Genomic DNA, 24,149 nt, shown 5'->3' with positions numbered 1-24,149 from the left:
GCTTTGTCGCATATGCAACCCGCTTGTATGTCCGCCGGTTCGCCGATACCCATTTGCGCATGTCGATGACCAGCACAGCCCCCGACGATACCCGCGCCAAGCGCAACGTTGCCGTTCTGGTGGCGGCGCAGGCGATTCTGGGCGCACAGATGCCGATGATCTTCATCGTTGGCGGATTGGCGGGCCAGTCGCTTGCCAGCAACGCCTGCCTGGCCACGCTGCCGATTTCGCTGATCGTTTTGGGCTCGATGCTGGCGGCAACGCCGGTCTCGGCCATCATGCAGCGCTGGGGCCGCCGCGCCGGATTTCTGGTCGGTGCCACCGCCGGAGCGGTGGGCGGCGGCGTAGGAGCCTATGGCCTGTACCTGGGGTCGTTCCCTGTCTTTCTTGTCGGCAGCCTGCTGACCGGCATCTACATGAGCGCACATGGCTTCTATCGCTTTGCCGCCGCTGATACTGCTTCAGACGCATTCCGGCCCAAGGCGATCTCTTATGTCATGGCCGGCGGTCTGGCTGCCGCCATCATCGGGCCGCAGATCGTCAAGCTGACCTCGCAGGCCTATGTCGTTCCGTTCCTGGGCACCTATTTCGCAGTGATCGCAGTGAACGTCATAGGGTCGGTCCTATTCCTGTTTCTGGACATTCCGACCCCAGACCGTCCGTCACAGGATGCACCCAAAGGCCGGTCGCGGCTCGAGCTGCTGAAAACCCCACGTATTGCCGTGGCCATCATCTGTGCCATGGTCTCGTACGCGCTGATGAACCTTGTGATGACCTCAACGCCGCTGGCCGTCGTCGGCTGTGGCTTCTCCGAAGGTGATGCGGCGGATGTGGTCACCAGCCACGTTCTGGCGATGTATGTTCCCAGTTTCTTCACCGGCCACCTGATCGCCCGGTTCGGGGCCGAGAAAATGGTCGCGATCGGTTTGGCGATTTTGGGCGGCGCGGGCGTTGTGGCCCTACAAGGCGTTGAGATCGGGAACTTCTTTCTGGCCCTCGTTCTGCTTGGCATTGGCTGGAACTTCGGTTTCATCGGCGCCACCAGCATGTTGGCGGCCCAGCACGATGTGCATGAACGCGGCCGAGTGCAGGGACTGAATGACCTGCTGGTGTTTGGAGGCGTGACGATTGCGTCGCTGGCCTCGGGCGGATTGATGAACTGTTCGGGCGGCTCCCCGGTCGAGGGATGGACGGCCGTCAACCTGGCGATGGTACCATTGCTGACCTTGGCGGGCGGCGCGCTGCTGTGGCTGGTGCTCAAACCCGATGCCGCGGATACGGCCTGATCACCACCGACCTGTGGTCGCGGTCCAGATCAGGGATGCCCGCCGACGAAACTCGCTTTGTTTCAAAGCGCCCGTGCTGACCGCTGTCGGGTCAGCGACCACGCGGCGCAACACCCATTCGGCCTGCCAACCGGCCACAAGCGCCGGGCGCGCCTGATCCGAAACATCGACGCGCCGTGCTCGGGCCGCGGCCATCCGGTCCAGCGCCCGCTCGGCCAATTGACGCACCCCGTCCGGCGTTCCGTCCAACAGGGGAATGCGCCCGCGGGCTTCAAGCTCGGGGATGGCGCGGAACCAGTTCGCCACACCGACCGCATAGCCAAAATCGCGCAGGACCGTTTCGTCGGCGGCACCTAGGGCTTGCGCCGCGGCGACCATCAGCGACCCTGCGCTGTGGGTCAGGTAGGCCTCGAAGTGTTCCTCATCCTCGAACGGATCGCGGTAGATATCCCAACGCCTTACGGCCACGAATTCATCCAGCATCGCCGCCAGATGCGGGGAAAGGACGCGCGACAGGGGCGTGACCACCTCGTGCCGCCGCACAGAGGGCCCTTCGGCGATCTCCTGCAGCGCGTCGCGCCACCATTGCAGGCGCATCTCGGCAATCATCGGCTCTTGGGTGACCCACGGCGCGCGGGCGACCTCGATATTCATCGCATAGATCGGAAACAGCACGGCCCGCGCCTGGACCGGCGCCGCCATCGCGGCCATGAACCGATCGGGGTCGGCCCGGTGGACCAGCGCCGCGCAGGCCTTGACGTCGTCGTCGAAGGGCACGCTCACTCGGCCACCACCGATTGCGGGCTGCAATCGCGCACCAGCTTCCACTGGATCGCCTCCAGCAGCGCCTCGAACGAGGCGTCGACGATGTTCGCGCTGACCCCCACCGTGGACCAGCGCCGCCCCTGCCCGTCTTCGCTGTCGATGATGACGCGGGTCACCGCCTCGGTCCCGCCCTGGGTGATGCGCACCTTGAAGTCCACCAGGTGCATATCGTCCAGGATGGGCGAGTACTGCCCCAGATCCTTGGCCAAAGCTTTGGCCAGCGCGTTCACCGGGCCACGGTCGCTGCCGTTTTCGTCCATCGACTCGCTGACCGAAAGCTTCTTCTCACCATCCACCTTCACCACGACGACCGCTTCGGACAGGCTGACCATCTGGTTGTACTTGTTCTTGCGCCGCTCGACCGTGACCTTGTAGCGCTTGACCTCGAAGAACTGCGGCAGCTGGCCCAGTTCATCGCGGGCCAGCAGCTCGAAACTAGCCTGCGCGGTGTCATAGGAATACCCTTCGGCTTCGCGTGCCTTGATCCGTTCCAGGATGCGCCCCAGCGCCGGGTCGCCCGGCTCGACCTGCAATCCGGCTTCGGTCAGGCGTTTGCGCAGGTTAGACTGGCCCGCCTGGTTCGACATCGGAATGATCCGCGCATTGCCCACGGTCGCCGGATCGACATGTTCATAGGTCGAAGGGTCCTTGAGAATCGCGCTGGCATGCAGCCCTGCCTTGTGCGCAAAGGCCGAGGCGCCAACATAGGCCGCCTGTTTGCTGGGCACCCGGTTCAGGATGTCGTCCAGCATGCGGCTGATGCGGGTCAGACCGGTCAGCGCGTCGCGACTGACGCCGATCTCGAAGGCCGAGGCATAGGGCTCCTTCAACAGCAGCGTCGGGATCAGGGCGGTCAGGTTGGCGTTGCCGCAGCGCTCGCCCAGCCCGTTCAACGTTCCCTGGATCTGGCGCGCGCCGGCATCCACAGCGGCCAAGGAACAGGCCACGGCATTTTCGGTGTCGTTGTGGGTGTGAATGCCCAGCCGGTCGCCGGGGAAGCCCGCGGCGACCAGGGCGGACACGATCCGCCCCACTTCAGCCGGCAGCGCGCCGCCATTGGTGTCGCACAACACCACCCAGCGGGCACCGGCCTCCAGCGCCGCTTGGCAGACCTGTATGGCATAAGCGGGGTTGTCCTTGTAGCCGTCAAAGAAATGCTCGGCATCAAACAGCGCCTCGCGCCCCTGCGCCACGATATGCGCGACCGAGGCGCGGACGTTCTCGACATTTTCCTCCAGCGAGATCCCCAGCGCGTCGGTCACGTGATAGTCATGCGACTTGCCCACCAGACAGACCGCCCGCGTGCCCGCGTTCATGACGGCGGCCAACACGTCGTCATTCTCGGCCGAGCGCCCGGCCCGTTTGGTCATGCCAAAGGCGGTCAGGCAGGCGCGCGTCTTGGGCGCGGCGTCGAAAAATGCGCTGTCGGTGGGGTTCGCACCGGGCCAGCCGCCTTCGATATAGTCCACCCCCAAAGCATCCAGCGCCTGCGCGATCTGGACCTTTTCGGCGGTCGAGAATTGAACGCCCTGCGTCTGCTGCCCGTCGCGCAGCGTGGTGTCATAGAGGTACAGGCGCTCCTTGGTCATTCCACGCCCTCCAGCCTGCTGGCATCAAAGCCCGCGCCTGGCACCAGTTCGACCCCGTCCTTGCTCATCCGCACTTCCAGACCAGCCGACAGATAGGCGGCCTTCAACCGATCCACTTCCGAGAAATCCTTGGTCTGCATCGCCTCGGCCCGAACACGGGCCAGCCGGTCGGCATGGGCCGTGAGATCGACCTGTGGCACCTGAGCCCAAGACGGAATATCGTCACCCAACAAACCGAGGAACTGCAAAGAATATCGCAGCGACACAACGTCGTCGGCGATAGATAACTGGTGAAGTTCAGCGATGGCACCGGCTGTGTTCAGGTCGTCGGCTAAAAAGTTGACGATTTGAGGATGTGGTTCGCCAGAACCAACACTCTGCGCCGCCTGAGCGTAGAACTTGCGCAAAGTTCGCTCGGCCTCGCGCGCCTTCTTCTCGGTCCAGTCCATCGGCTTGCGATAGTGGGTCTGCAGGAAGACGAACCGGATCACCTCACCCGGCACGCCCTGATCCAGCAGGTCATGCACGGTGAAGAAATTGCCCAGCGATTTGGACATCTTCTTTCCCTCGACCTGCAGCATCTCGTTGTGCAGCCAGTACCGCGCGAATTCGCCATGGGGGTGGGCGCATTTGCTCTGGGCGATCTCGTTTTCGTGGTGCGGAAACATCAGGTCATTTCCGCCGCCATGGATGTCAAAACTTTCGCCCAGCAACTCATAGCTCATGGCCGAGCATTCGATATGCCAGCCCGGACGCCCCCGGCCCCAGGGCGACTCCCAACCGGGCAGTTCATCGTCCGAGGGCTTCCACAGCACGAAATCCATCGGGTTCTTCTTGTAGGGCGCCACCTCGACCCGAGCGCCTGCGATCATGTCATCGACCGACCGGCCCGACAGCTTGCCATACTCGTCGCGCCAGCTGTCCACCGCGAACAGAACATGCCCCTCGGCCTCATAGGCGTGACCCTTGGCGATCAGGTCCTCGATCATCGCGATCATCTGGTCGATATACCGCGTGGCCCGCGGCATCTGGTCGGGCTCCAGCGCCCCCAGCGCGCCCATGTCGTGCAGGTACCAGCCGATCGTCTCGTCCGACCGCTCCTGCACCAACTGCTCAAGCGTTCCTTCGGCCCCGGCCTGCTTGCGCGCCAGGGCCGTCGCGTTGATCTTGTCATCGACGTCGGTGAAGTTGCGTACATAGGTCACATGCTCGTGCCCGTAAACGTGACGCAGCAGGCGGTATAGCACGTCAAACACTACCACGGGCCGCGCGTTGCCCAGATGCGCCCGGTCATACACGGTGGGTCCGCAGACATACATCCGCACGTTGTCGGGATCGATCGGAACGAAATCTTCCTTCGTCCGGGTCCGCGTGTTGTGCAGTTTGATCGTCGTCATGCGTCTGGCTCCTGGATACAGCAATAGCGTCCGCGTTGACGCGGGCTTAGCAACTTGTCTCAGGGAAGAAAACGAAAGAAACCGGCCCGCGTGAAAGTTCAGCAGGGAATGCAGCAGATAATGATGCAGGCCTTCCGGTTCATGGCCCATCGCATAGCACGCCCGGTCCCGCGCGCCAAGACTTCTGTTGCCGGCGGGGGAAGCTGATTGACAAATCACCTCGGCTCTGACCCATTCGGCGGACTTGCCGCAACGGAGGCGCGCCATGAAACTTTCGCACCGCATCACGCATCTGACCGGAGGCGGTTCGGACGGGTGGGACGTGTTCTATCGCGCGCGCCGCATGATCGCCGAAGGCGAGGCCGTGACCGAGCTGACCATCGGCGAACATGACATCCGCACCCACCCCTCGATCCTGGCCGAGATGGACCGGTCGGCGCGCGCGGGCCATACCGGATACGCAATGGTGCCGGGCACGGATCTGCTGCGCGATACCGTGGCCGCGCGGGTGCAGACCCGCACGGGCGTTCCGACCACGCGCCACAACGTGCTGATCACCCCGGGCGGACAGGCCGCGCTGTTCGCCGCGCATATGGCAGCGTGCGACCCGGGCGATGTGGGCCTCTATCTGGACCCGTTCTACGCCACCTACCCCGGTACGATCCGCGGGGCTGGCGCGATCGCGCGCGCGGTTCAGACCCGGGCCGAGGACGCCTTTCAGCCCGACGCAACCCTGATCGCGGAACAGGCCGAGGGTGCCGCATCATTGCTGATCAACACGCCGAACAACCCGACCGGGGTCGTCTATTCCCGCGAGACCCTGACCGAGATCGCCGATCTGTGCCGCGAACGCGACATCTGGCTGATCTCGGACGAGGTCTATGACACGCAAGTCTGGGAAGGCGCGCACCTGTCGCCCCGCGCCCTGCCCGGTATGGCCGACCGCACACTGGTCGTGGGCTCGATGTCGAAGTCCCACGCCATGACCGGGTCGCGCTGCGGTTGGATCGTTGGCCCCGAAGAGGCCATCGAACATCTGATCAACCTTGCCACGCACACCACATACGGGGTTCCGGGTTTCATCCAGGACGCCGCCAGCTATGCGCTGACCGCGGGGGACGAACTTGAAGAAGAGGTTGCGGCCCCTTTCCGCCGCCGCCGCGCCCTGGCGATGCAGGTTCTGGCCCGACAGAACACGGTGGGCCTGATCCCCGCACAAGGCGCAATGTACCTGATGCTGGACATCCGCGCGACAGGGCAAAGCGGCGAAGCCTTCGCCAATGCACTGCTGGACACCCACGCCATCGCGGTCATGCCCGGAGAAAGCTTCGGCCAAGCCGCCGCAGGGCATGTGCGCGTGGCCATGACCATCGATGATGACCGGTTCGCCGCTGCCCTTCAGACCCTATGCGAATTCGCAGCCCGGCTTGCGGGTCAGACAGCGGCCGAGTGACCGAGACGGGTTTCGTTCAGAACCGGAACGTCGTGCGCAGGTTAAAGGTGTTGGTATCCAGATCGCCCCGCGACCGTGTGACATCGTTAAAATTCTGCCGCAACGCTTCGCCACTGATGATCAGCCGTTCGCCCAGAGGATAGGCTACGCCGATTCCGTAGACCGCTGCTGTGTCGCTGTCGCCCGAAGTATTCGCCCGCGCGGCACCTACCACGACGTAGCCCAAAGCGGGCCCGAACTCATATCCGCCGCGCAGTTTCACGCGGGACACGCTGTCCAAACTGCCCTCCGAGGCGCCCAGGTCGAGATTCAGCCGGTCATATTCCAGTTCACCCCCGACGACGAAGCTGCCAAGATCCAGATCGTATCCGATATTTGCGCCGATGCTGCCCGAATTGCTTCCACTGCCGCCGGGTCCGTCCGCGTCGGTATAACCGAAGGTGAACCCGGCGTAAGCGCCCGTCCAATCCTCGGCCAACGCCACCTGCGCCGCTGGAACCAGCAGGGCCGACAGCAAGGCGCGGATCAGTTTCATGCAAGCCTCCGGTTTTCGTTCAGCACCCGTTGCAATTGAAACAGATGCGGTGATGTGCACCTCTACTAAACATGTGCTTTGGTGCAGTCAGATCAATTCAAGTCACGCAAATCTTAACAATAAGTAATGGAAGCATAACATATTTCGCCATCTGCGTGAGGATTTCCTGCCGCGTTCATCAACGTTCCGAGTTTTTGAGGCCAAAAGCGACATCGGTCGCAAACGGGACAGATTACTTGCTCGGACCCTGACACCATTCGTCGCAGGAGTTGAGGGCCACATGCCAAACGATATCTGGAAGATTTGCCTGATTAGCCGCACCATTGGTGCCGATCGGGGGCGTGCGGCACGAGGACGGCCGTGACGGGTTGAAGCTTCCCCCCTTTGACCTGACTTTCAATTTGGAGTCCTCACCATGAACGACCAGTCCCGCTCAACGTCCCGCAGTGGCGGCCGCGCCGCCCGTCGCGCCGCCCGTGCCGCAGCCCTGCCCGAACATCTTCGCCCCGTTCGTCCGGGGCTTGAGGGCGGCACGTACAAACCGCTCAGCCAGCAGGACATGGAGCGTATTCACGCCGCCGCGCTGGACGCGCTGGAAACTATCGGTTTGGCCGACGCGCCGCCCAGCGGCATCGATTACCTTGTCAATGCCGGCTGTACGCTTGGCGATGACGGGCGTATCCGCTTTCCCCGCGCGCTGGTCGAGGACACGATCGCCCGTGCCAACCGCTCGGTGACGCTCTACAGCCGCGACGGCAAGACCGATCTCGAACTTTCGGGCAACCGCGTGCACTACGGCACCGCCGGGGCGGCGGTCAGCATGGTCGATGCCCAGGGCCGCAACTATCGCGATTCGACCGTGCAGGACCTGCACGACGCGGCCCGGATCTGCGAGCAGTTGGACAATATTCATTTCGTGCAGCGCCCCATGGTCTGCCGCGACATCGCCGACAACCGCGAAATGGACCTGAACACGATCTATGCCTGCTGTTCCGGCACCTACAAACATATCGGCACCTCGTTCACCGACCCAAGCTATGTGGCGCCGGCGATGGAGATGCTGCACATGATCGCCGGCGGCGAGGACAAATGGCGCGAGCGGCCCTTCGTGTCGAATTCGAACTGTTTCGTCGTGCCGCCGATGAAATTCGCCACCGAAAGCTGCCAAGTGATGGAGGAATGCATCAAGGCAGGTATGCCGGTGCTGCTGCTGTCAGCGGGCATGGCAGGCGCGACGGCGCCTTCGACCATCGCGGGCGCGATCGTCCAGGCCACCGCCGAATGCCTGGCCGGGTTGGTTTATGTCAATGCCGTAAGCCCCGGTGCTCCGGCGGTTTTTGGCACCTGGCCCTTTGGGCTGGACCTGCGCACCGGCGCGATGTCGGTCGGTTCGGGCGAGCAGGCGCTGCTGAGCGCGGGCTGCGCCCAGATGCACAAGTTCTACGACCTGCCGGGCGGCGCCGCGGCCGGTGCTTCGGATGCGAAACTGCCCGACATGCAGGCCGGGTGGGAGCAGATGTGCTCGAACGTCATGGCCGGGCTTTCGGGATTGAACATGGTCTACGAAGCCGCGGGAATGCACGCCTCGTTGCTGGGCTTCTGCTTCGAGAGCCTGATTCTGGGCGATGACTTGATCGGGCAGGCCCTGCGTTGCGTCCGCGGGATCGAGGTGAATGAAGACACCCTGGCCGTCGACCAGATTGCCGAGGTCTGTCTGGGCGGGCCGGGCCATTATTTGGGCACCGATGCCACGCTCAGCCGGATGCAGGCCGATTATGTATATCCCATCTTGGGGGATCGGACCTCGCCCAAGGAATGGGCCGAGCTGGGCAAGCCCGACCTGATTGCCAAGGCCACCGCCCGGAAGGAAGAGATTCTAGGCCAGCCGTCACCAGCCCGGTTCGATCCGGTGCTGGACGCTGAGATCCGAAGCAAGTTCAACATTCACTTACCCGCATAACCTATTGTAAAGCGGCCCGGGTTTCCCCGGGGCCGCGCTCCGCCGACAGGTGTCAGCCGTTGCTTGGGGGAAGCAACCCTGCCTCCTGCGCGACGGCGATTTCGGCCTGATCCAGCGCGCCGTCACCATTTGCATCCATCGCCGAGAACGTGTCTGCATCCATGTCCGGCAGAACGGCCTGCACTTCTTCGATGGTCAGAACGCCGTCGCCGTTGGCATCGGCGCTGCATTGGGCCAGAACAACTGCCGGAACGCCCAGGGCCACGGTGGCCAGAAGAGCGAGATTGCGAGGTTTCATCGTCAAATCTCCAAATAAGGGGTGTGTGGTAGTTTGTCCGGACACCGGCACCAACCACCCCTGCTCGGCCCATGTCACCCCCGCCGAGTCGCACAGCCCGATTCGTGCCGATCCCCGCCCCTTTTGCGCACCTGGCGGCGCGATCTTTTGCCGTGCAAAATTCCGCCGGGACGTTGCGCCATGACTCCCCTCATGCGGGCGGCCCGAACCGGCAGAACGCCGCCCAAAAAGAAAGGGGGCCGAAGCCCCCTGTCAGTTTTGCCGTCCAGGCTCATTCTCATTGACCGCCCGGTGTTTTTTGCCTGCGGCCTGGACTGCACATGGGACGAGCGCACCCGCCCCGTGAAAGAGTGGGAAGGAGCAAATATTCCGCCCCACCCTGTTCGTGGCCGACACGGGCATGTCGGCCGGGCGGAGAAAGGCCAGATGGTAAGTCTTGCGACCTGTCTCCGTATTCGTCGGGACCGGCACCGTATTGGCAGCGTCCAACCCCTGCGCCCCGGGTTGCCGGGGCGTTTAGCTCAGCTACACCCGCTGGTTGCGCCGCAGGTGTTGCATTTCATGCAGGTCCCGTTGCGCACCAGCGTGTAGTTCCCGCATTCCCCGCAGGGATCGCCCTCGTAGCCCTGCATCTTGGCCTTGGTTCGGGCATCCATCCCGGTGGCTGTCTCGGCAACGACGGTGGTCTCGCTTTTGGTCTCGAAGGTGACGGACGCCTCGGACATGCCGGTCGCGGCCGCCTGCCCTCCGTTGAACACCACCAGATCCTGCGGAAGACGCTTGCGCAGATAGCCGGTCGAGCTGATCTGTTTCAGCACCTCCAGCGATTTCGACGCCGCGCTGTCGCTGACCTCCGAGACGTTCGACACGCCCTCTTCCTCGCCGCGGCCCAGATCGTCGAAGGTTGCGCCTTGCGGCTTCACATGCGCCAGGTCGGTACGATCCAGATACGACACCGCAAGCTCGCGGAAGATGTAGTCGAGGATCGACGTGGCGTTCTTGATCGAGTCGTTGCCCTGCACCATCCCGGCCGGTTCGAACTTGGTGAAGGTGAAGGCGTCGACGAACTCTTCCAGCGGCACGCCATATTGCAGGCCGACAGAGACAGCGATGGCGAAGTTGTTCATCATCGCACGGAAGCCGGCGCCTTCCTTGTGCATGTCGATGAAGATCTCGCCCAGCTTGCCGTCCTCGAACTCGCCGGTACGCAGGTAGACCTTGTGCCCGCCCACGATCGCCTTCTGGGTATAGCCCTTGCGGCGATGCGGCAGCTTTTCGCGGTGGCTGCGGATGACCTCCTTGACCACGACCTTCTCGATGACCTTTTCGGCCAGAGTCACGGCCTTTTCCCGCGCCGATCCGCTTTCGAGGATTTCCGCCGCCTCATCGTCATCCTCGACCAGCGCCGCCGCCAGCGGCTGGCTGAGCTTGGACCCGTCGCGATACAGCGCGTTTGCCTTGACGCCCAGGCTCCAGGACAGCTCGTAGGCCTTCTGGCAATCCTCGATGGTGGCATCATTGGGCATGTTGATCGTCTTGCTAATCGCGCCCGAAATGAAGCTTTGCGCCGCCGCCATCATCTTGATGTGGCTGTCGACACCCAGGAACCGCTTGCCCTTCTTGCCGCACGGGTTGGCGCAGTCGAAGATCGCGTAATGCTCAGGCTTCAGATGCGGGGCCCCTTCCAGGGTCATGGTGCCGCAGACATGGTCGTTGGCCGCGTCGATATCCGCCTTGCTGAAGCCCAGATGGCGCAGCATGTCAAAGGTCGGATCGTTCAGCTTGCTGGCCGGGATGCCCAGAACACCGGTGCAGAAATCTTCGCCCAGCGTCCACTGGTTGAAGACGAACCGGATGTCGAACGCACTTTCCAGCGCGGCGTCGATCTTGGCCAGCTCGTTCGGGCCGAACCCGTGACCGGTCAGCGAGGTGTGGTTGATCCCCGGCGCGTTGCCCAAGGTGCCGTGACCCACCGCGTAGGACACAATCTCTTCGATCTGGGCCGAAGAATAGCCCAGCTTCTCGAGCGCCGCGGGGACCGAGCGGTTGATGATCTTGAAGTAGCCGCCCCCGGCCAGTTTCTTGAACTTGACCAATGCAAAGTCAGGCTCGATCCCGGTGGTGTCGCAGTCCATCACCAGACCGATCGTGCCGGTCGGTGCGATCACGGTGGCCTGCGCGTTGCGGTAGCCGTTCTTCTCACCCAGGCTCAGCGCCTCGTCCCAGGCGCTCATGGCCAGATCGATCAGGCGCTTGTCCGGACAATTGGCGTGATCCAGCGGCACCGGCTTGACCGATAGCTTCTCGTAGCCCTCGGTCACACCCTGCGCAGCGCGACGGTGGTTGCGGATGACCCGCAGCATATGCTCGGCGTTGCGCTTGTAGCCGGCGAACGGCCCCAGCTCGCCGGCGATCTCGGCCGAGGTGGCATAGGCCACACCTGTCATGATCGCAGTCAGTGCGCCACAGATCGCCCGACCCTCGTCCGAGTCGTAGCCATAGCCCATATTCATCAGCAGGCCGCCGATGTTGGCATAGCCCAGACCCAGCGTACGGAAGTCATAAGACAACTGCGCGATCTCTTTCGACGGGAACTGCGCCATCGTCACCGAGATCTCGAGCGTCAGCGTCCAGAGACGGGCCGCGTGCATATAGTCGGCCGCCTGAAACTCGCCATCGTTCAGGAAGGTCAGCAGGTTCATCGACGCCAGGTTGCAGGCCGTGTCATCAAGGAACATGTATTCCGAGCACGGGTTCGAGCCGCGGATCTCGCCGTCTTCGGGGCAGGTGTGCCATTCGTTGACCGTGTCGTGGAATTGAATGCCCGGATCGGCGCAGGCCCAGGCCGCATGGCCGACCTTTTCCCACAGGTCGCGCGCCTTGACCACCTTGGCCACCTTGCCGTCGGTGCGGTTGATCAGTTCCCAGTCGGCATCCTTTTCAACCGCCTTGAGGAAGGCGTTGGTCACGCGGATCGAGTTGTTGGAGTTCTGACCCGAGACCGAATTGTAGGCTTCCGAATCCCAGTCGGTGTCGTAGGTCGGAAACTCGATGCTGTCGTGGCCCTGCTTGGCGTAATCCAGCACGCGCTTGATGTAAGTCTCAGGGATCGCGACCTTTTTCGCCTCGCGGATCGCCGATTTCAGCGCGTCGTTCTTCTTGGGATCATAAGCGTCGTCCTGTGCGCCGTCCCACGTGCGGATGGCCTCGAAAATGCCGTTCAACATCTTCTCGTGCATCTTCGATCCGGCAACGATCGAGGCCACCTTCTGCTCTTCGATCACCTTCCATTCGATGAATTGCTCGATGTCAGGGTGATCTGCATCGACGATCACCATCTTTGCTGCTCGACGGGTTGTCCCGCCTGATTTGATCGCGCCAGCGGCGCGGTCGCCGATCTTGAGAAAGCCCATCAGGCCCGAGGACTTGCCGCCACCCGACAGCGCTTCGCCTTCTGCACGCAGATGGCTGAAGTTGGTCCCGGTACCCGAGCCGTATTTGAACAGGCGCGCCTCGCGCACCCAAAGATCCATGATCCCGCCTTCGTTCACCAGGTCGTCGTCGACGGACTGGATGAAGCACGCATGCGGCTGCGGGTGTTCATAGGCCGATTTCGACTTGGTCAGCTTGCCGGTTTTGTAGTCGACATAGTAGTGACCCTGCGCCGGGCCATCGATCCCGTAGGCCCAGTGCAGACCGGTGTTGAACCATTGCGGGCTGTTTGGTGCGGCGCGCTGGGTCGCCAGCATATAGCGCATCTCGTCGAAATAGGCGCGCGCGTCCTCCTCGGTCGAGAAATAGCCGCCCTTCCAGCCCCAATAGGCCCAGGCACCGGCCAGACGGTCGAACACCTGTTTGGAAGAAGTTTCACCACCAAACTCGGCGTCCTCTGCCGGAACCGAGCGCCAGAGGAATTCGGGCACGTCTTTTTCGCGGACCTTCTTGAGCTTGTTGGGAACGCCGGCCTTGCGGAAATATTTCTGTGCGATCACGTCGCTGGCGACCTGACTCCAGGTCGAGGGCACCTCGATGCCTTCCAGCCGGAACACGATGGTGCCGTCGGGGTTGCGGATTTCCGAGGTGACGGACACGAAGTCCAGATCGGCATAAGCGTCCTGCCCAGGTTTCGTAAACTTTCTTTCAATCTTCATGTCCGCAGCCCCAGATCATCAAACAGTGCTATTCATGTCCTCGGCACCCAATTCACATTCGGCGGGGTGCCGCCCGCCGTGCCTGCAAGAAACCTCTGGACGTACTGGCCCGGCGCCGCCAAAGCGGCGTGAACCCGACTGAGCGGTACACGTCAGTTTGAGTTTGCTTCCGACCCTCGCCCGTTGCCCTCTGACTGGCTTTTTATACCAGATTTAGTGGCTATTGCTCCGGCCCATACAATCTGGCGTATCTACCCATAGTTGGTCAACGGCATTTTTTGCTCGAAACGCAGAACTTTTCAGTTGACCCCACCGCGTCCAGAAGGCGCCCGCGCACCGAAACCGATTCATCCACAGGGCGATCGATTTTTATCTGGCCCGATGCCCATTCGGTTTTTCCGCCTTTTTTCAGACCGGTTGCAGCATAATGGTCAAGCAAGCGCTTCTGCCCCATACTGAATCGGGAATCACGGATCCGGGCCCGATCGGGTTCACGAATCTCGCGCCCATGAGTTGACAGGAATCGTTGTGAAAAAAGCACTCATCGCTTTCGCCCTCGCACCGCCCTTTCTGTGGGGGTGTGCGTCGTCGCCCCCGGAACCGACCTCGCGCAGCGCCCAGTTCAGCGACTATCCTGGGCAATTGCTCGAAACATTCGAGATCAGCTGTGACGGCCCCGGCGAGCAATTCCGCAAAACAAAGTCGACACAGTTCGAATGCCTTTCGGCCCTACCACCCGACACCACCGCCTTTTTGATTCTGAATTATGACGGGTCGACCAAGGACTTGCCCAGGGGAATCCGGCGGATGTCCACCCAACGCAACCCGGCAGGCTATCGCGTAGATGCCGAATTGTTCTTCCTTGTCCCTCAGAAAGACGGCGCACCGGTCAAGGTCCCCATAGAAAGCGCGACCCTGGATCAGGAACTCACGACTCTGTACCGGTATTTCGGTGGAATGCCGCTGTGAGTGAAAAGTGGTCGGGGCGGCGAGATTCGAACTCACGACCCCCTGTACCCAAAACAGGTGCGCTACCAGACTGCGCCACGCCCCGGACCGTGCGTCTTCCTAACCGCGACTTATTGATTTGAAAACCCCTAACAGGGCCAGATCGCAGGGCCGTCCGCAAAAATTTCGTGACGCAGTTGTGTGCCAGGGCCAATCCCGTATCGAGCCGCCAGCCCTGCATTGATTTCAAGAACCGCAAAGACCGCATCACCCCCGTCGATCGGGGTCAGATCACCCGGTATGGCACCGCGATGCACACGGTTTACGACGCCCTTGCGGTCGACAAAGATCATGTCGAGCGGGATCAGGGTGTTCTTCATCCAGAACGCCACAGGCTGCGGGGGGTCGAAAACGAACAGCATCCCGGACTGACGCGGCAGCGACTCTCGGAACATCAACCCACGCGCGCGGTCCTGCGGCGTGACGGCCAGTTCGACATCGAACCGCACCTGCGCCACCGCATTGCGCAGAAAGACATGATCGGGGCGACAGCTGGCCATGGCAGCCTGCGCCCAGAAAAAGGTCAAAGCTGCCAGAACCAGAGCTCGTATCATTCCCTCATCAATTCTTCAGTGCGGATTCCCAGGCCAGGACCTGCACTGCCATCCGGCCGCGCTTGCCGTCAATGACCCGCATGGCCAGCGCCTCGCCGGGTTGCAGATCCGCAAACCCCGACCGGCGCAATACCTCGATGTGCAGGAAGACGTCCTCGTCCCGGCCAAACACATTGGCAAAGCCGAACCCCTTGGCCTTGTCGAACCATTTCACGCGCGCGGCTTCCATCGGCATCTGGGCGATCTGCGCGGGATCCATCTCGGCAAAATCGGCCAGCATCGTCGAGTCGCCCCGCTCGGGCGGGTCGATGCCAAGCACCTCGACCGCCTGAACGCCACGGTCGGTACGGTGGGTCATGATCTCGATCCCGGCCCCGTCCGCGATCGAACTCTGACCGAAATTCCGCAACACGTTCACATGCAGCAAGATATCGGGACCACCCTCGTCGGACACGACGAAGCCGTACCCCTTGGCGGGGTCGAACCATTTTACGTGACCGCGAACGCGGTACATTGTGTTCTGGTCGTCTGACACGGTGCTTCCATCACGAATTATTGCTGCTTGTCCGAGGCTCGTAGATCCCGCAAATCGTTAACTAGTTCAAGGTTAAAAACCGCTGTCTTTTCCGAGTGTTGTATTTCACGTCGCACGAATATCACGGATTCAACCTCTGGATTGTCCAATTCTGACCGGGACTCTCACGCCGCCACTGAAACCTGTCATGCAGCCGGAACGCTCCATCAGCCCAGAATTCGATTTCCACCGGGGTCAGCCGATACCCGCCCCAGAACTCGGGGCGCGGCGGATTGGACCCCAGCCTTGCTGTGACCTTGGCAACTTCGGCCATCAAGGCCGCGCGGCTGCTCAGCGGTTCCGACTGCCGCGAGGCCCAAGCGCCCAAACGGCTTTTCAGTGACCGTGACGCATAATATTCGTCGGCCTTCGCCCCATCTTCCTTGGTGATTGTACCACGAACCCGGATCTGACGCCGCAGTGATTTCCAGTGCATCACAAAGGCGGCTTTGCCTGCCGAGTCCAGCTCTTGGGCCTTGGCGCTGTGATAGTTGGTATAGAAAACGAAGGAGTCGGCCTCGATATCTTTCAGCAACACCATCCGCGCGTTCGGCATACCATCTGGGTCCACGGTCGCCAGGGCAATCGCGTTCGGATCGTTCGGTTCCGTCTTTTCGGCCTCGGCCAACCAACGGGCCGCGATCACGAACGGATCTTCACCGGCAAAGATGCCGTTTCGCTCACTCATGTCCATCCCCTGGAACAAATTGAACATGAGCCTAGGGCGAGAACCCGCCGCGGGCAAGGACAGATAGCCTTGATGCAGCGCAATCAATGGCCTAAACCAACGCAACGCAACGCGACGACAGGCGGAGAACCGAACATGTCAAATCAGTTGATGGCCGGCAAGCGCGGCCTCATCATGGGACTGGCCAATGACAAATCAATCGCATGGGGAATCGCCCGCGCCTTGTCCGAAGCCGGAGCCGAACTGGCTTTCTCTTACCAGGGGGATGCACTGAAAAAACGGGTCTACCCGTTGGCGGCCCAATTGGGTAGCGAGATTGTCCTGCCCTGTGACGTCAGCAACGAAGAATCGATTGACGAGCTGTTCGCGGCGCTGAAAGACAAATGGGGCAAGCTGGATTTCGTCGTCCACGCCATTGGTTTCTCGGACAAGAACGAACTTCGCGGCCGCTACGTCGACACGTCGCGCGCAAATTTCAAGCTGACGATGGACGTGTCGGTCTACTCCTTTACGGCGGTGATGCAACGCGCCGAAAAGCTGATGACGGACGGCGGCAGCGCCATCACTCTGACTTATTATGGTGCTGAGCAGGTCATGCCGCATTACAATGTCATGGGTGTGGCCAAGGCCGCGCTCGAGGCGTCGGTGAAATACCTGGCCGAGGACCTGGGCAAGGACAACATCCGCATCAACGCGATCTCGGCCGGGCCGATCAAGACCCTGGCCGCCAGCGGCATCGGCGACTTCCGCTACATCATGAAGTGGAACGAGTACAATTCGCCCCTGCGTCGCAACGTGACCATCGACGACGTGGGCAAATCGGCGCTGTATCTGCTGTCGGATCTCAGCAGCGGCGTGACCGGTGAAAACCTGCACGTGGATTCAGGTTATCACATCGTCGGCATGAAAGCCGTCGACGCGCCGGACGTGGAAAAGGGATAAGACCATGAGCGCAAAGGACCGCCTGCCCCACGAGAAAGGCTTTCACATCAGCTGGGACCAGATCCACCGCGACTCGCGCGCGCTGGCCTGGCGGCTGGACGGTCAGGGCCCCAATGACGGTGCCTGGCGCGCCGTCGTCGCGATCACGCGCGGCGGCATGGCACCGGCGATGATCGTCAGCCGCGAGCTGGACATCCGCACCGTCGATACGATCAGCGTCAAATCCTATCACCATCAGGAACGCGGCGAGGCCGAGGTGCTCAAGGCCCCCGATGCCGATTTGATGGGGGATGGTGAAGGCGTGCTGATCATCGACGACCTGGTCGACAGCGGCAAGACGCTGGAACTGGTGCGCAAGATGTACCCCAAGGCCCATTTCGCCACGGTTTATGCCAAGCCCAAGGGCCGCCCGATGGTTGACACGTATATCACCGAGGTCAGCCAGGACACCTGGATCTTCTTCCCCTGGGATATGGCCCTGCAATATGTCGAGCCCTACCGCGGCACCGACTGATCCCACTTTTCCACCACAAATCAGCAAGACCGGACACCCGATGACATTGACCCGCACCGCCGCCACCTTCGCCCCTCCGGTGATGGAGGCGCGGCGCTGGCTCGAGGGGGTCACGTTCTCGGAAGATCGCCCACTGATCAATGTCAGCCAGGCGGCGCCGGTCGATCCACCGCCGCTGGCTCTGCGGCAGGCGATGGCCGATTTTGCGGTCAATCAAGACGCGGCGCATCTCTACGGCCCGGTTCTAGGTAACCTCGATCTGCGCGCAGAACTCGCGCGTGAGATTGGTGACCACTACGGCGCCGAGGTTCAGCCGGAACAGACAGCCATCACCTCGGGCTGCAATCAGGCCTTCGCCTCAGTCATCTCGGCGATCACCGACCAAGGGGATGAGGTCATCCTGCCAACACCATGGTATTTCAACCACAAAATGTGGCTGGACATGGCCGGTGTTCGGGCGGTTGATCTGCCGACCGGGGCGGACCTGCTGCCCGATCCCGAACAGGCGCGCGCGCTGATCACCGACCGCACGCGCGCCATCGCGCTGGTGACGCCCAACAATCCGGGTGGGGTCGAATACCCGGCAGATTTGGTCAGTGCTTTCTATGACCTGGCGCAACAGCATGGCTTGCGCCTGCTGGTCGATGAAACCTATCGTGATTTCGACAGCCGCAGCGGCCCGCCGCACGCTTTGTTCCAGCAGCCCGACTGGGATCGGACGCTGGTGCATCTCTATTCCTTCTCGAAAGCCTACCGCCTGACCGGGCACCGCGTGGGCGCGATCGCCACCGGTGCGCCGCTGCTGGCCGAGGTCGAAAAATTCCTCGATACCGTCGCCATCTGCCCCGGCCAGATGGGTCAGTTCGCGGCGCTGTGGGGGATGCAGAACCTGTCTCAATGGCTGGCCGGGGAACGCGCCGAGATTCTGGATCGCCGCGCTGCAATCACCGAGAACATGCCCCGCCTGACCGACAAAGGCTGGCGACTGTTGGGTCTGGGCGCCTATTTCGCCTATCTCGAACATCCGTTCGAGATGCCGTCGGACGAACTGGCGCGCAGATTGGTCTCCGAGGCCGGTATTCTGCTGCTGCCGGGTACGATGTTCATGCCCGATCACGACCCCGCCGGGAAACGCCAGGTGCGCATTGCTTTTGCCAATCTGGACCGTGCTGGAATCGGGCAATTGTTCGACCGCTTGCAGGCTCTGTCCTTCTGAGCTTGCCCCCCGGCACCCCGCGTCGTATTCAGGGCCGCAACACAGACGGCAGAACCCTGCCGCAAGATCCAAGAGGGCACTATGGCCGCAGGCATGAAGAACCTTTCCAAAACCTTTGTTTGGATCCTGATGGGTCTGTTGATGTTGGGGCTTGCCGGGTTCGGCGCCGTCAACCTCAGTGGCACCGTGCGCACGGTCGCGCAGGTCGGGGACGAGGTCATCACCGTCGACGCCTATGCCCGCGAGCTTCAGCGCGAAATCCGCGCGGTCGAGGCGCAGACGGGCCAGCCGTTGCAGATGTCTCAGGCCCGCGACCTGGGACTGGACCAGCGCGCCCTGTCGCGGCTGGTCGCGCTGGCCGCGCTGGACAACGAGGTGGCGCAGCTGGGCATCTCGGTCGGCGATGAAAACCTGCAAAAGGAGATCCTGCGCATTCAGGCCTTCCAAGGCGCCGACGGATCGTTCGACCGCGAGGCCTATAGGTTCCAGTTGGAACAGATCGGCATGACCGAAGCGGAATTTGAGGAAGACCTGCGCAAGGAAACCGCCCGCACCCTGGTGCAAGGCGCCATCATGAACGGCATCGAAATGCCCGCAGTTCTGACCGACACGCTGGCCGATTATGTGCTGGCGCGCCGCAGCTTTACCGTGGCCACCCTGTCGGAAGACGCGCTGGACGCACCGGCGCCCGAGCCGACCGACGCGGACATCCAGGCCTTCTATGACGCCAACACAGACCGCTTTACCCTGCCCCGCACGAAAAAGATCACCTATGCCGTTCTGTCGCCCGCGATGCTGCAGGACACGGTCGAGGTGGACGAGGACGCCCTGCGCCGCCTCTACGAGCAGCGCAAGGACCAGTATCAGCAGCCTGAGCGGCGTCTGGTCGAACGGCTGGTCTACCCGTCAGAAGCCGAGGCGACCGAAGCCAAGGCGCAGCTTGAAGTTGACGGGGTGGATTTCGAACAGTTGGTGCGCGCGCGCGAACTGGAGCTCAGCGATGTCGATCTGGGCGATGTCACCCGCGACGATCTGGGCGAAGCGGCGGATGCCGTCTTTGCCGCCGAGGTCGGCGATGTGATCGGCCCGCTGCCGTCGGCCTTCGGCCCGGCGCTGTTCCGCGTGAACGGCACGCTGGCCGAACACAATGTCAGCTTTGACGAGGCCGAACCCGAACTGCGCGAGGAACTGGCCGCCGAACGCGCCCGCCGCGTGATCGAGTCGCAGGCCGAAGAGTTCAACGACATGCTGGCCGGCGGCGCGACGCTCGAGGAACTGGTCGCCGAGACCGAGATGGAACTGGGCCAGATCGACTGGACGACCCAGAGCGACGAGGCCCTTGCCGCCTATGACGCGTTCCGCAGCGCGGCCCAAGCCGTCGGCGAGGGCGACTTCCCCGAGATCGGCTTTCTCGAGGATGGCTCGGTCTTTGCCCTGCGTCTGGACGAGGAATTGCCGCCGCGCCCCGAGCCGCTGGCACTTGCGCGCGAGCGTGTGATCGAGGCATGGAAACAGGAAGAAATCGGCAAGGCTCTGCTGGAAAAGGCCAATACGGTCGTGACTGGTCTGGCCGTTGACGGGGATTTCACCGCCACGGGCCTGCCGTTCCGGGTGGAAAACGCCCTGACCCGCACCGCTTTCCTGGATGACGTTCCCGCCGATTTCATGAACCAGGTGTTCGAGATGGAGCCCGGCGAATTGCGGGTCATTCCCGGTCAGGGCGCGGTTTTCATCGTGCGTCTCGACGAGGTTCTTCCCCCGGCGGAAACCGACGAGCAACGCCAGATGAAAGACGCGGTTGCGGCGCAGCTGAACCAGGCGCTGGCGCAGAACATCTTTGACGCCTATGTGCGCGACGCGCAGACCCGCGCCCGGCCTACGTTGGACCAACGCGCGCTGAACGCCGTTCAGGCCAATTTCTGACCGGATCGACAAATGGCTCTGACACCCGATTTCGACAGCTTCGCCCGCGCCTATGACGTGGGTGAAAACCAAGTGGTCTATACCCGCCTGGCTGCAGATCTGGATACGCCGGTGTCGCTGATGCTCAAGCTGACCGGCGCGCAGAAAAACGCCTTTGTGCTGGAATCCGTGACCGGTGGCGAGGTGCGCGGGCGTTATTCGATCATCGGTATGAAGCCCGACCTGATCTGGCGCTGCCGGGGCGAGACATCCGAACTGAACCGCTCGGCCAGGTTCGACGAGGATGATTTTGCCGCTCAGGGCGGCAACCCTATGGACAATCTGCGCGCGCTGCTGGCCGAGAGTCGCATCGCGCTGCCCGACGACTTGCCGCAGGCGGCGGCGGGGCTGTTCGGCTATCTGGGCTATGACATGGTGCGGCTGGTGGAATACCTGCCCGACGTCAACCCCGACCCGCTGGGCCTGCCTGACGCTATCCTGCTGCGGCCCTCGGTCGTGGCGGTTCTGGACGGTGTCAAGGGCGAGGTCACCATCGTCTCGCCCGCCTGGGTCACCGAGGGGCAATCGGCCAAGGCGGCCTATGCTCAGGCGGCGGAGCGGGTGATGGACGCGGTGCGCGATCTGGAACGCGCCATGCCCGCCGAGACCCGCGATCTGGGCGAGGCGCACGAGGTCGCGCCGCCGGTGTCGAATTTCACCAAGTCGGGCTATATGGAGGCGGTCGAAAAGGCCAAGGAATACATCCGTGCCGGCGACATCTTTCAGGTGGTGCCCGCTCAGCGCTGGACGCAGGATTTTCCGCTGCCGCCTTTTGCCCTGTACCGGTCGCTGCGGCGCACGAATCCGTCGCCATTCATGTTCTATTTCAATTTCGGCGGGTTTCAGGTGGTGGGCGCCAGCCCGGAAATCCTGGTACGGGTCTTCGGCAACCAGGTGACGATCCGCCCGATCGCCGGCACCCGGCCACGCGGCGCCACCCCCGAGGAGGACAAGGCCAACGAGGCGGAGCTGCTGGCCGACCAGAAGGAACTGGCCGAGCATCTTATGCTACTGGATCTGGGCCGCAACGATGCGGGGCGTGTGTCCAAAATTGGAACCGTGCGCCCGACCGAGGAATTCATCATCGAGCGCTACAGCCACGTGATGCACATCGTGTCGAACGTGGTCGGTGAACTGGCCGAGGACAAGGACGCGCTTGACGCCTTCTTTGCCGGGATGCCCGCGGGTACGGTTTCAGGCGCGCCCAAGGTGCGTGCAATGGAGATCATCGACGAGTTGGAGCCCGAAAAGCGCGGCATCTATGGCGGCGGGGTCGGCTATTTCAGCGCCGGCGGTGACATGGACATGTGCATCGCGCTGCGCACGGCCATCGTGAAGGACAAGAAACTGTACATCCAGGCCGGCGGCGGCGTCGTCTATGACAGTGACCCCGAGGCCGAGTACATGGAGACGGTTCACAAATCCAACGCGATCAGGCGGGCTGCAGCGGATGCGGCTCGGTTCACCGGCTCGGGTAACGGCTGAACGGAAAGCGGGTGGCCCCACGACCACCCATTTTTTCATTCCGAAAGCGCCAGCCTACTGGATCTGGCTTTTCATGACCGCCGAGATCGGTGCCAGCGCGACCCTGCTGCTGCGATCTTCGAGCCCCCACAACAGCAGGGCCGAGATCGTCTCGGGCCGCAGACGTCCCAGCATCACCACCGCTCCTTCCTGACCGGCGCGGAACGCGGCCTGGTCCAAGAACCTGCGCATCACGTCGGAGTCCTGCCGCGCCCCATCGATGTCGCGAAACACCACGCTAGAAGGAACCCCGTTGCGCGCGGCCAGTTTGAACGCCGTGTTCAACCCGTTGTCCTGCAACACCAGCCCGCGCCCGGTCCCGTCCGCAATCGCGGCCACTTGATCGGCCAGTTTGCGGTTGCCCTGGATGCCGGTCTGAACGCCTTCGAGGATCCCGACCGTTTCGGGCAACGCGTCCAGCCAGACCGACAGCGAAACCTCGGCATCCTGCGCGCTGGCCGCGGTGGGCAGGTCGGCGATGGCCAGAACCTCGAACCCCGCTTCACGATACCGCTTCATCTTGTCAGCGGCCTCGGGGTCGGACGGGCTGACCGCGAATGTCAGCGGGTAGGGAAAATCCTGCAAGGCCTCTGCGCCGAATGCTCCTGCGTCGTCGATCAGGATGATCGACATCAACGGCTTGCCTTCCGGGTTTTCGAACGGCGCGGCATAGGCGTCGATGGGATCGGCGGGTGCCTTTTCAGCGACTTGAACCACGTCTTCCGCCGGGTCGTCGCGTTCGGTCAGGGGGATCACCCGCCGCCCGATGGTCGGAGAAGCCGAGGCAATCTGTTGTCCGCCGATCTGAGGCAAGGTGGCGATCCGCGCGCGCTTGCGCGGCTGGGTGTTCTCTTCGCCCTCGACGGCGATCGGGTTCGGAGCGGCAGCCTCGGGTTCAGTGACCGCGGCCTGCTGTTCCGGCAGGTCTGCGTCCGGCTCGGCGGCATCAGCCTCGGCCTCCGGGGATGCCGCGGCCTGGTCAGAGTCCGCACGCGGCGACGGCTGCGGCTCGGCAAGCGCGGTGGCTTCGGGCGGCTGAGGCGCGGCTGGCGGTGTCGGATCTACCGAAACCGGCTCGGCGCCTTGATCCTGCGTCACCGGAGCGGTCAACGGTGCAGGAGGTGCGGCCGGTGCAACGCGCGCAATCTCTACCGTCGCCGCAGCACCGGTGGTCGGCTTTTCGACCTGTCCGATCTGCCGTTTGACATCGGGGCGGGCATCGGGCTCGGCCGCGATGCCGATTGGGGCCTCCGCCTGACCTGTCGCGTCGTCCAGAGCATTCAACCCCCGCGGCGCCAATTCGACCAGATCGGCATCAGGTCCGGGCTCGGACAGATCCGTTGCCACGGCCTGCGGTGCGACGCCCTTGGCCTCGGGGGCGGTGGTCAGTAGTTCGGGCTTGCTGCCCAAGGGTGTGTTCAGAGAAAACACGGCCCCCAAAACCACGACGACAACCGCGCCGGTCACGACCCCGCCGAAAAATCCGCCCATCTCTCTTGCCTCTCGCCCTGCAATCTGCCTCGGTGAAACCGGCGCCATCTGTGCGGCGCTTGCCCGCGACCCGTCATCGGCAGCTTGTCCCCTTGACGCTGCCCTGCAAGCCTGAGCATGTATGTGCCAACACTATACCTTGGCACGCGGCTGGATCGCCAGTCCGAATTGCCCAAACACAA

20 protein-coding genes and 1 tRNA gene are annotated in these 24,149 nt (G+C 62.8%); 9 read left to right on the top strand and 12 right to left on the bottom strand.

The features are described from left to right. Positions 1–59: 59 nt before the first annotated feature. Positions 60–1,286: an MFS transporter gene (locus tag AC2FM3_RS00650; RefSeq protein ID WP_496678230.1), complete on the top strand. Its 1,227-nt coding sequence runs from the start codon at positions 60–62 to the stop codon at positions 1,284–1,286. Here the strand turns inward: AC2FM3_RS00650 and AC2FM3_RS00645 are convergent, their stop codons facing one another. From AC2FM3_RS00645 to cysS, 3 genes are read right to left on the bottom strand one after another with little or no spacing between them, the layout of a single operon-like run. Then, positions 1,287–2,063, bottom strand: coding sequence for a squalene/phytoene synthase family protein (locus AC2FM3_RS00645; RefSeq protein ID WP_496678360.1), 777 nt, complete (start codon positions 2,061–2,063; stop codon positions 1,287–1,289). Between the two features lie 2 nt (positions 2,064–2,065). Next, positions 2,066–3,700 carry a citramalate synthase gene (gene cimA / locus AC2FM3_RS00640; protein ID WP_496678228.1) on the bottom strand — a complete coding sequence of 545 codons (1,635 nt, stop codon included), beginning with the start codon at positions 3,698–3,700 and terminating at the stop codon, positions 2,066–2,068. Beyond that, on the bottom strand, positions 3,697–5,097 hold the full coding sequence (gene cysS, locus AC2FM3_RS00635; RefSeq protein ID WP_496678227.1) for a cysteine--tRNA ligase: 1,401 nt from the start codon (positions 5,095–5,097) through the stop codon (positions 3,697–3,699). Before cysS ends, cimA begins: the two co-directional genes overlap by 4 nt. Positions 5,098–5,362: 265 nt before the next feature. Between cysS and AC2FM3_RS00630 the strand changes: the two genes are divergently transcribed. Beyond that, positions 5,363–6,550 (top strand): pyridoxal phosphate-dependent aminotransferase, encoded by a 1,188-nt coding sequence (locus tag AC2FM3_RS00630; RefSeq protein ID WP_496678224.1) that lies wholly within the window; start codon positions 5,363–5,365, stop codon positions 6,548–6,550. 16 nt (positions 6,551–6,566) lie between these two features. Here the strand turns inward: AC2FM3_RS00630 and AC2FM3_RS00625 are convergent, their stop codons facing one another. Further along, positions 6,567–7,085, bottom strand: a complete 519-nt coding sequence (locus tag AC2FM3_RS00625; RefSeq protein WP_496678222.1) for an outer membrane protein — start codon at positions 7,083–7,085, stop codon at positions 6,567–6,569. A gap of 415 nt (positions 7,086–7,500) precedes the next feature. Between AC2FM3_RS00625 and AC2FM3_RS00620 the strand changes: the two genes are divergently transcribed. Then, positions 7,501–9,045, top strand: coding sequence for a trimethylamine methyltransferase family protein (locus tag AC2FM3_RS00620; protein ID WP_496678220.1), 1,545 nt, complete (start codon positions 7,501–7,503; stop codon positions 9,043–9,045). Between the two features lie 52 nt (positions 9,046–9,097). Here AC2FM3_RS00620 and AC2FM3_RS00615 read toward each other — a convergent pair whose 3' ends face one another. From AC2FM3_RS00615 to AC2FM3_RS00605, 3 genes are all read right to left on the bottom strand, one after another. After that, positions 9,098–9,343, bottom strand: coding sequence for an EF-hand domain-containing protein (locus AC2FM3_RS00615; RefSeq protein ID WP_496678218.1), 246 nt, complete (start codon positions 9,341–9,343; stop codon positions 9,098–9,100). 521 nt (positions 9,344–9,864) lie between these two features. Continuing rightward, positions 9,865–13,494: a vitamin B12-dependent ribonucleotide reductase gene (locus tag AC2FM3_RS00610; protein ID WP_496678216.1), complete on the bottom strand. Its 3,630-nt coding sequence runs from the start codon at positions 13,492–13,494 to the stop codon at positions 9,865–9,867. A 265-nt stretch (positions 13,495–13,759) separates the two neighbouring features. Further along, the gene (locus tag AC2FM3_RS00605; protein ID WP_496678214.1) at positions 13,760–13,948 is read right to left on the bottom strand and encodes a hypothetical protein; all 189 of its coding nucleotides are present in this window, start codon (positions 13,946–13,948) and stop codon (positions 13,760–13,762) included. 74 nt (positions 13,949–14,022) lie between these two features. Here AC2FM3_RS00605 and AC2FM3_RS00600 point away from each other — a divergent pair, with 74 nt between their 5' ends. Then, positions 14,023–14,463, top strand: coding sequence for a hypothetical protein (locus AC2FM3_RS00600; RefSeq protein ID WP_496678211.1), 441 nt, complete (start codon positions 14,023–14,025; stop codon positions 14,461–14,463). Between the two features lie 8 nt (positions 14,464–14,471). Here the strand turns inward: AC2FM3_RS00600 and AC2FM3_RS00595 are convergent. The 4 genes from AC2FM3_RS00595 to pdxH all read right to left on the bottom strand — a co-directional run bounded on the left by AC2FM3_RS00595 (position 14,472) and on the right by pdxH (position 16,318). After that, positions 14,472–14,548: transfer RNA gene (locus AC2FM3_RS00595), tRNA-Pro, on the bottom strand. Positions 14,549–14,591: 43 nt separating this feature from the next. Beyond that, positions 14,592–15,056: a DUF192 domain-containing protein gene (locus AC2FM3_RS00590; protein WP_496678208.1), complete on the bottom strand. Its 465-nt coding sequence runs from the start codon at positions 15,054–15,056 to the stop codon at positions 14,592–14,594. 7 nt (positions 15,057–15,063) lie between these two features. Further along, positions 15,064–15,570, bottom strand: a complete 507-nt coding sequence (locus AC2FM3_RS00585; protein WP_496678206.1) for a cold-shock protein — start codon at positions 15,568–15,570, stop codon at positions 15,064–15,066. Positions 15,571–15,712: 142 nt separating this feature from the next. Continuing rightward, entirely contained in the window at positions 15,713–16,318 is a 606-nt protein-coding gene (gene pdxH, locus AC2FM3_RS00580; protein ID WP_496678204.1) for a pyridoxamine 5'-phosphate oxidase, read from the bottom strand. Positions 16,319–16,453: 135 nt separating this feature from the next. Here pdxH and fabI point away from each other — a divergent pair, with 135 nt between their 5' ends. The 5 genes from fabI (at position 16,454) to trpE (ending at position 22,437) form a co-directional block, all read left to right on the top strand. Next, positions 16,454–17,260 (top strand): enoyl-ACP reductase FabI, encoded by an 807-nt coding sequence (gene fabI, locus AC2FM3_RS00575; protein WP_496678202.1) that lies wholly within the window; start codon positions 16,454–16,456, stop codon positions 17,258–17,260. A 4-nt stretch (positions 17,261–17,264) separates the two neighbouring features. Next, positions 17,265–17,774, top strand: a complete 510-nt coding sequence (gene gpt / locus AC2FM3_RS00570; RefSeq protein WP_496678201.1) for a xanthine phosphoribosyltransferase — start codon at positions 17,265–17,267, stop codon at positions 17,772–17,774. 40 nt (positions 17,775–17,814) lie between these two features. Continuing rightward, complete coding sequence (locus AC2FM3_RS00565) at positions 17,815–18,990, top strand: aminotransferase (RefSeq protein ID WP_496678200.1); 1,176 nt, start codon at positions 17,815–17,817, stop codon at positions 18,988–18,990. Positions 18,991–19,071: 81 nt separating this feature from the next. Then, positions 19,072–20,913 (top strand): peptidyl-prolyl cis-trans isomerase, encoded by a 1,842-nt coding sequence (locus AC2FM3_RS00560; protein ID WP_496678198.1) that lies wholly within the window; start codon positions 19,072–19,074, stop codon positions 20,911–20,913. A 12-nt stretch (positions 20,914–20,925) separates the two neighbouring features. Beyond that, positions 20,926–22,437, top strand: coding sequence for an anthranilate synthase component I (gene trpE, locus AC2FM3_RS00555; RefSeq protein ID WP_496678197.1), 1,512 nt, complete (start codon positions 20,926–20,928; stop codon positions 22,435–22,437). A 54-nt stretch (positions 22,438–22,491) separates the two neighbouring features. Here the strand turns inward: trpE and AC2FM3_RS00550 are convergent, their stop codons facing one another. Then, positions 22,492–23,967 (bottom strand): divergent polysaccharide deacetylase family protein, encoded by a 1,476-nt coding sequence (locus AC2FM3_RS00550; protein WP_496678196.1) that lies wholly within the window; start codon positions 23,965–23,967, stop codon positions 22,492–22,494. Positions 23,968–24,149: the final 182 nt, after the last annotated feature.

It is taken from the genome of Ruegeria sp. BHSB172 (assembly GCF_059613165.1).
Note: the sequence above shows the minus strand (reverse complement) of the source record. Positions and strands in the feature narration are given on the sequence as shown.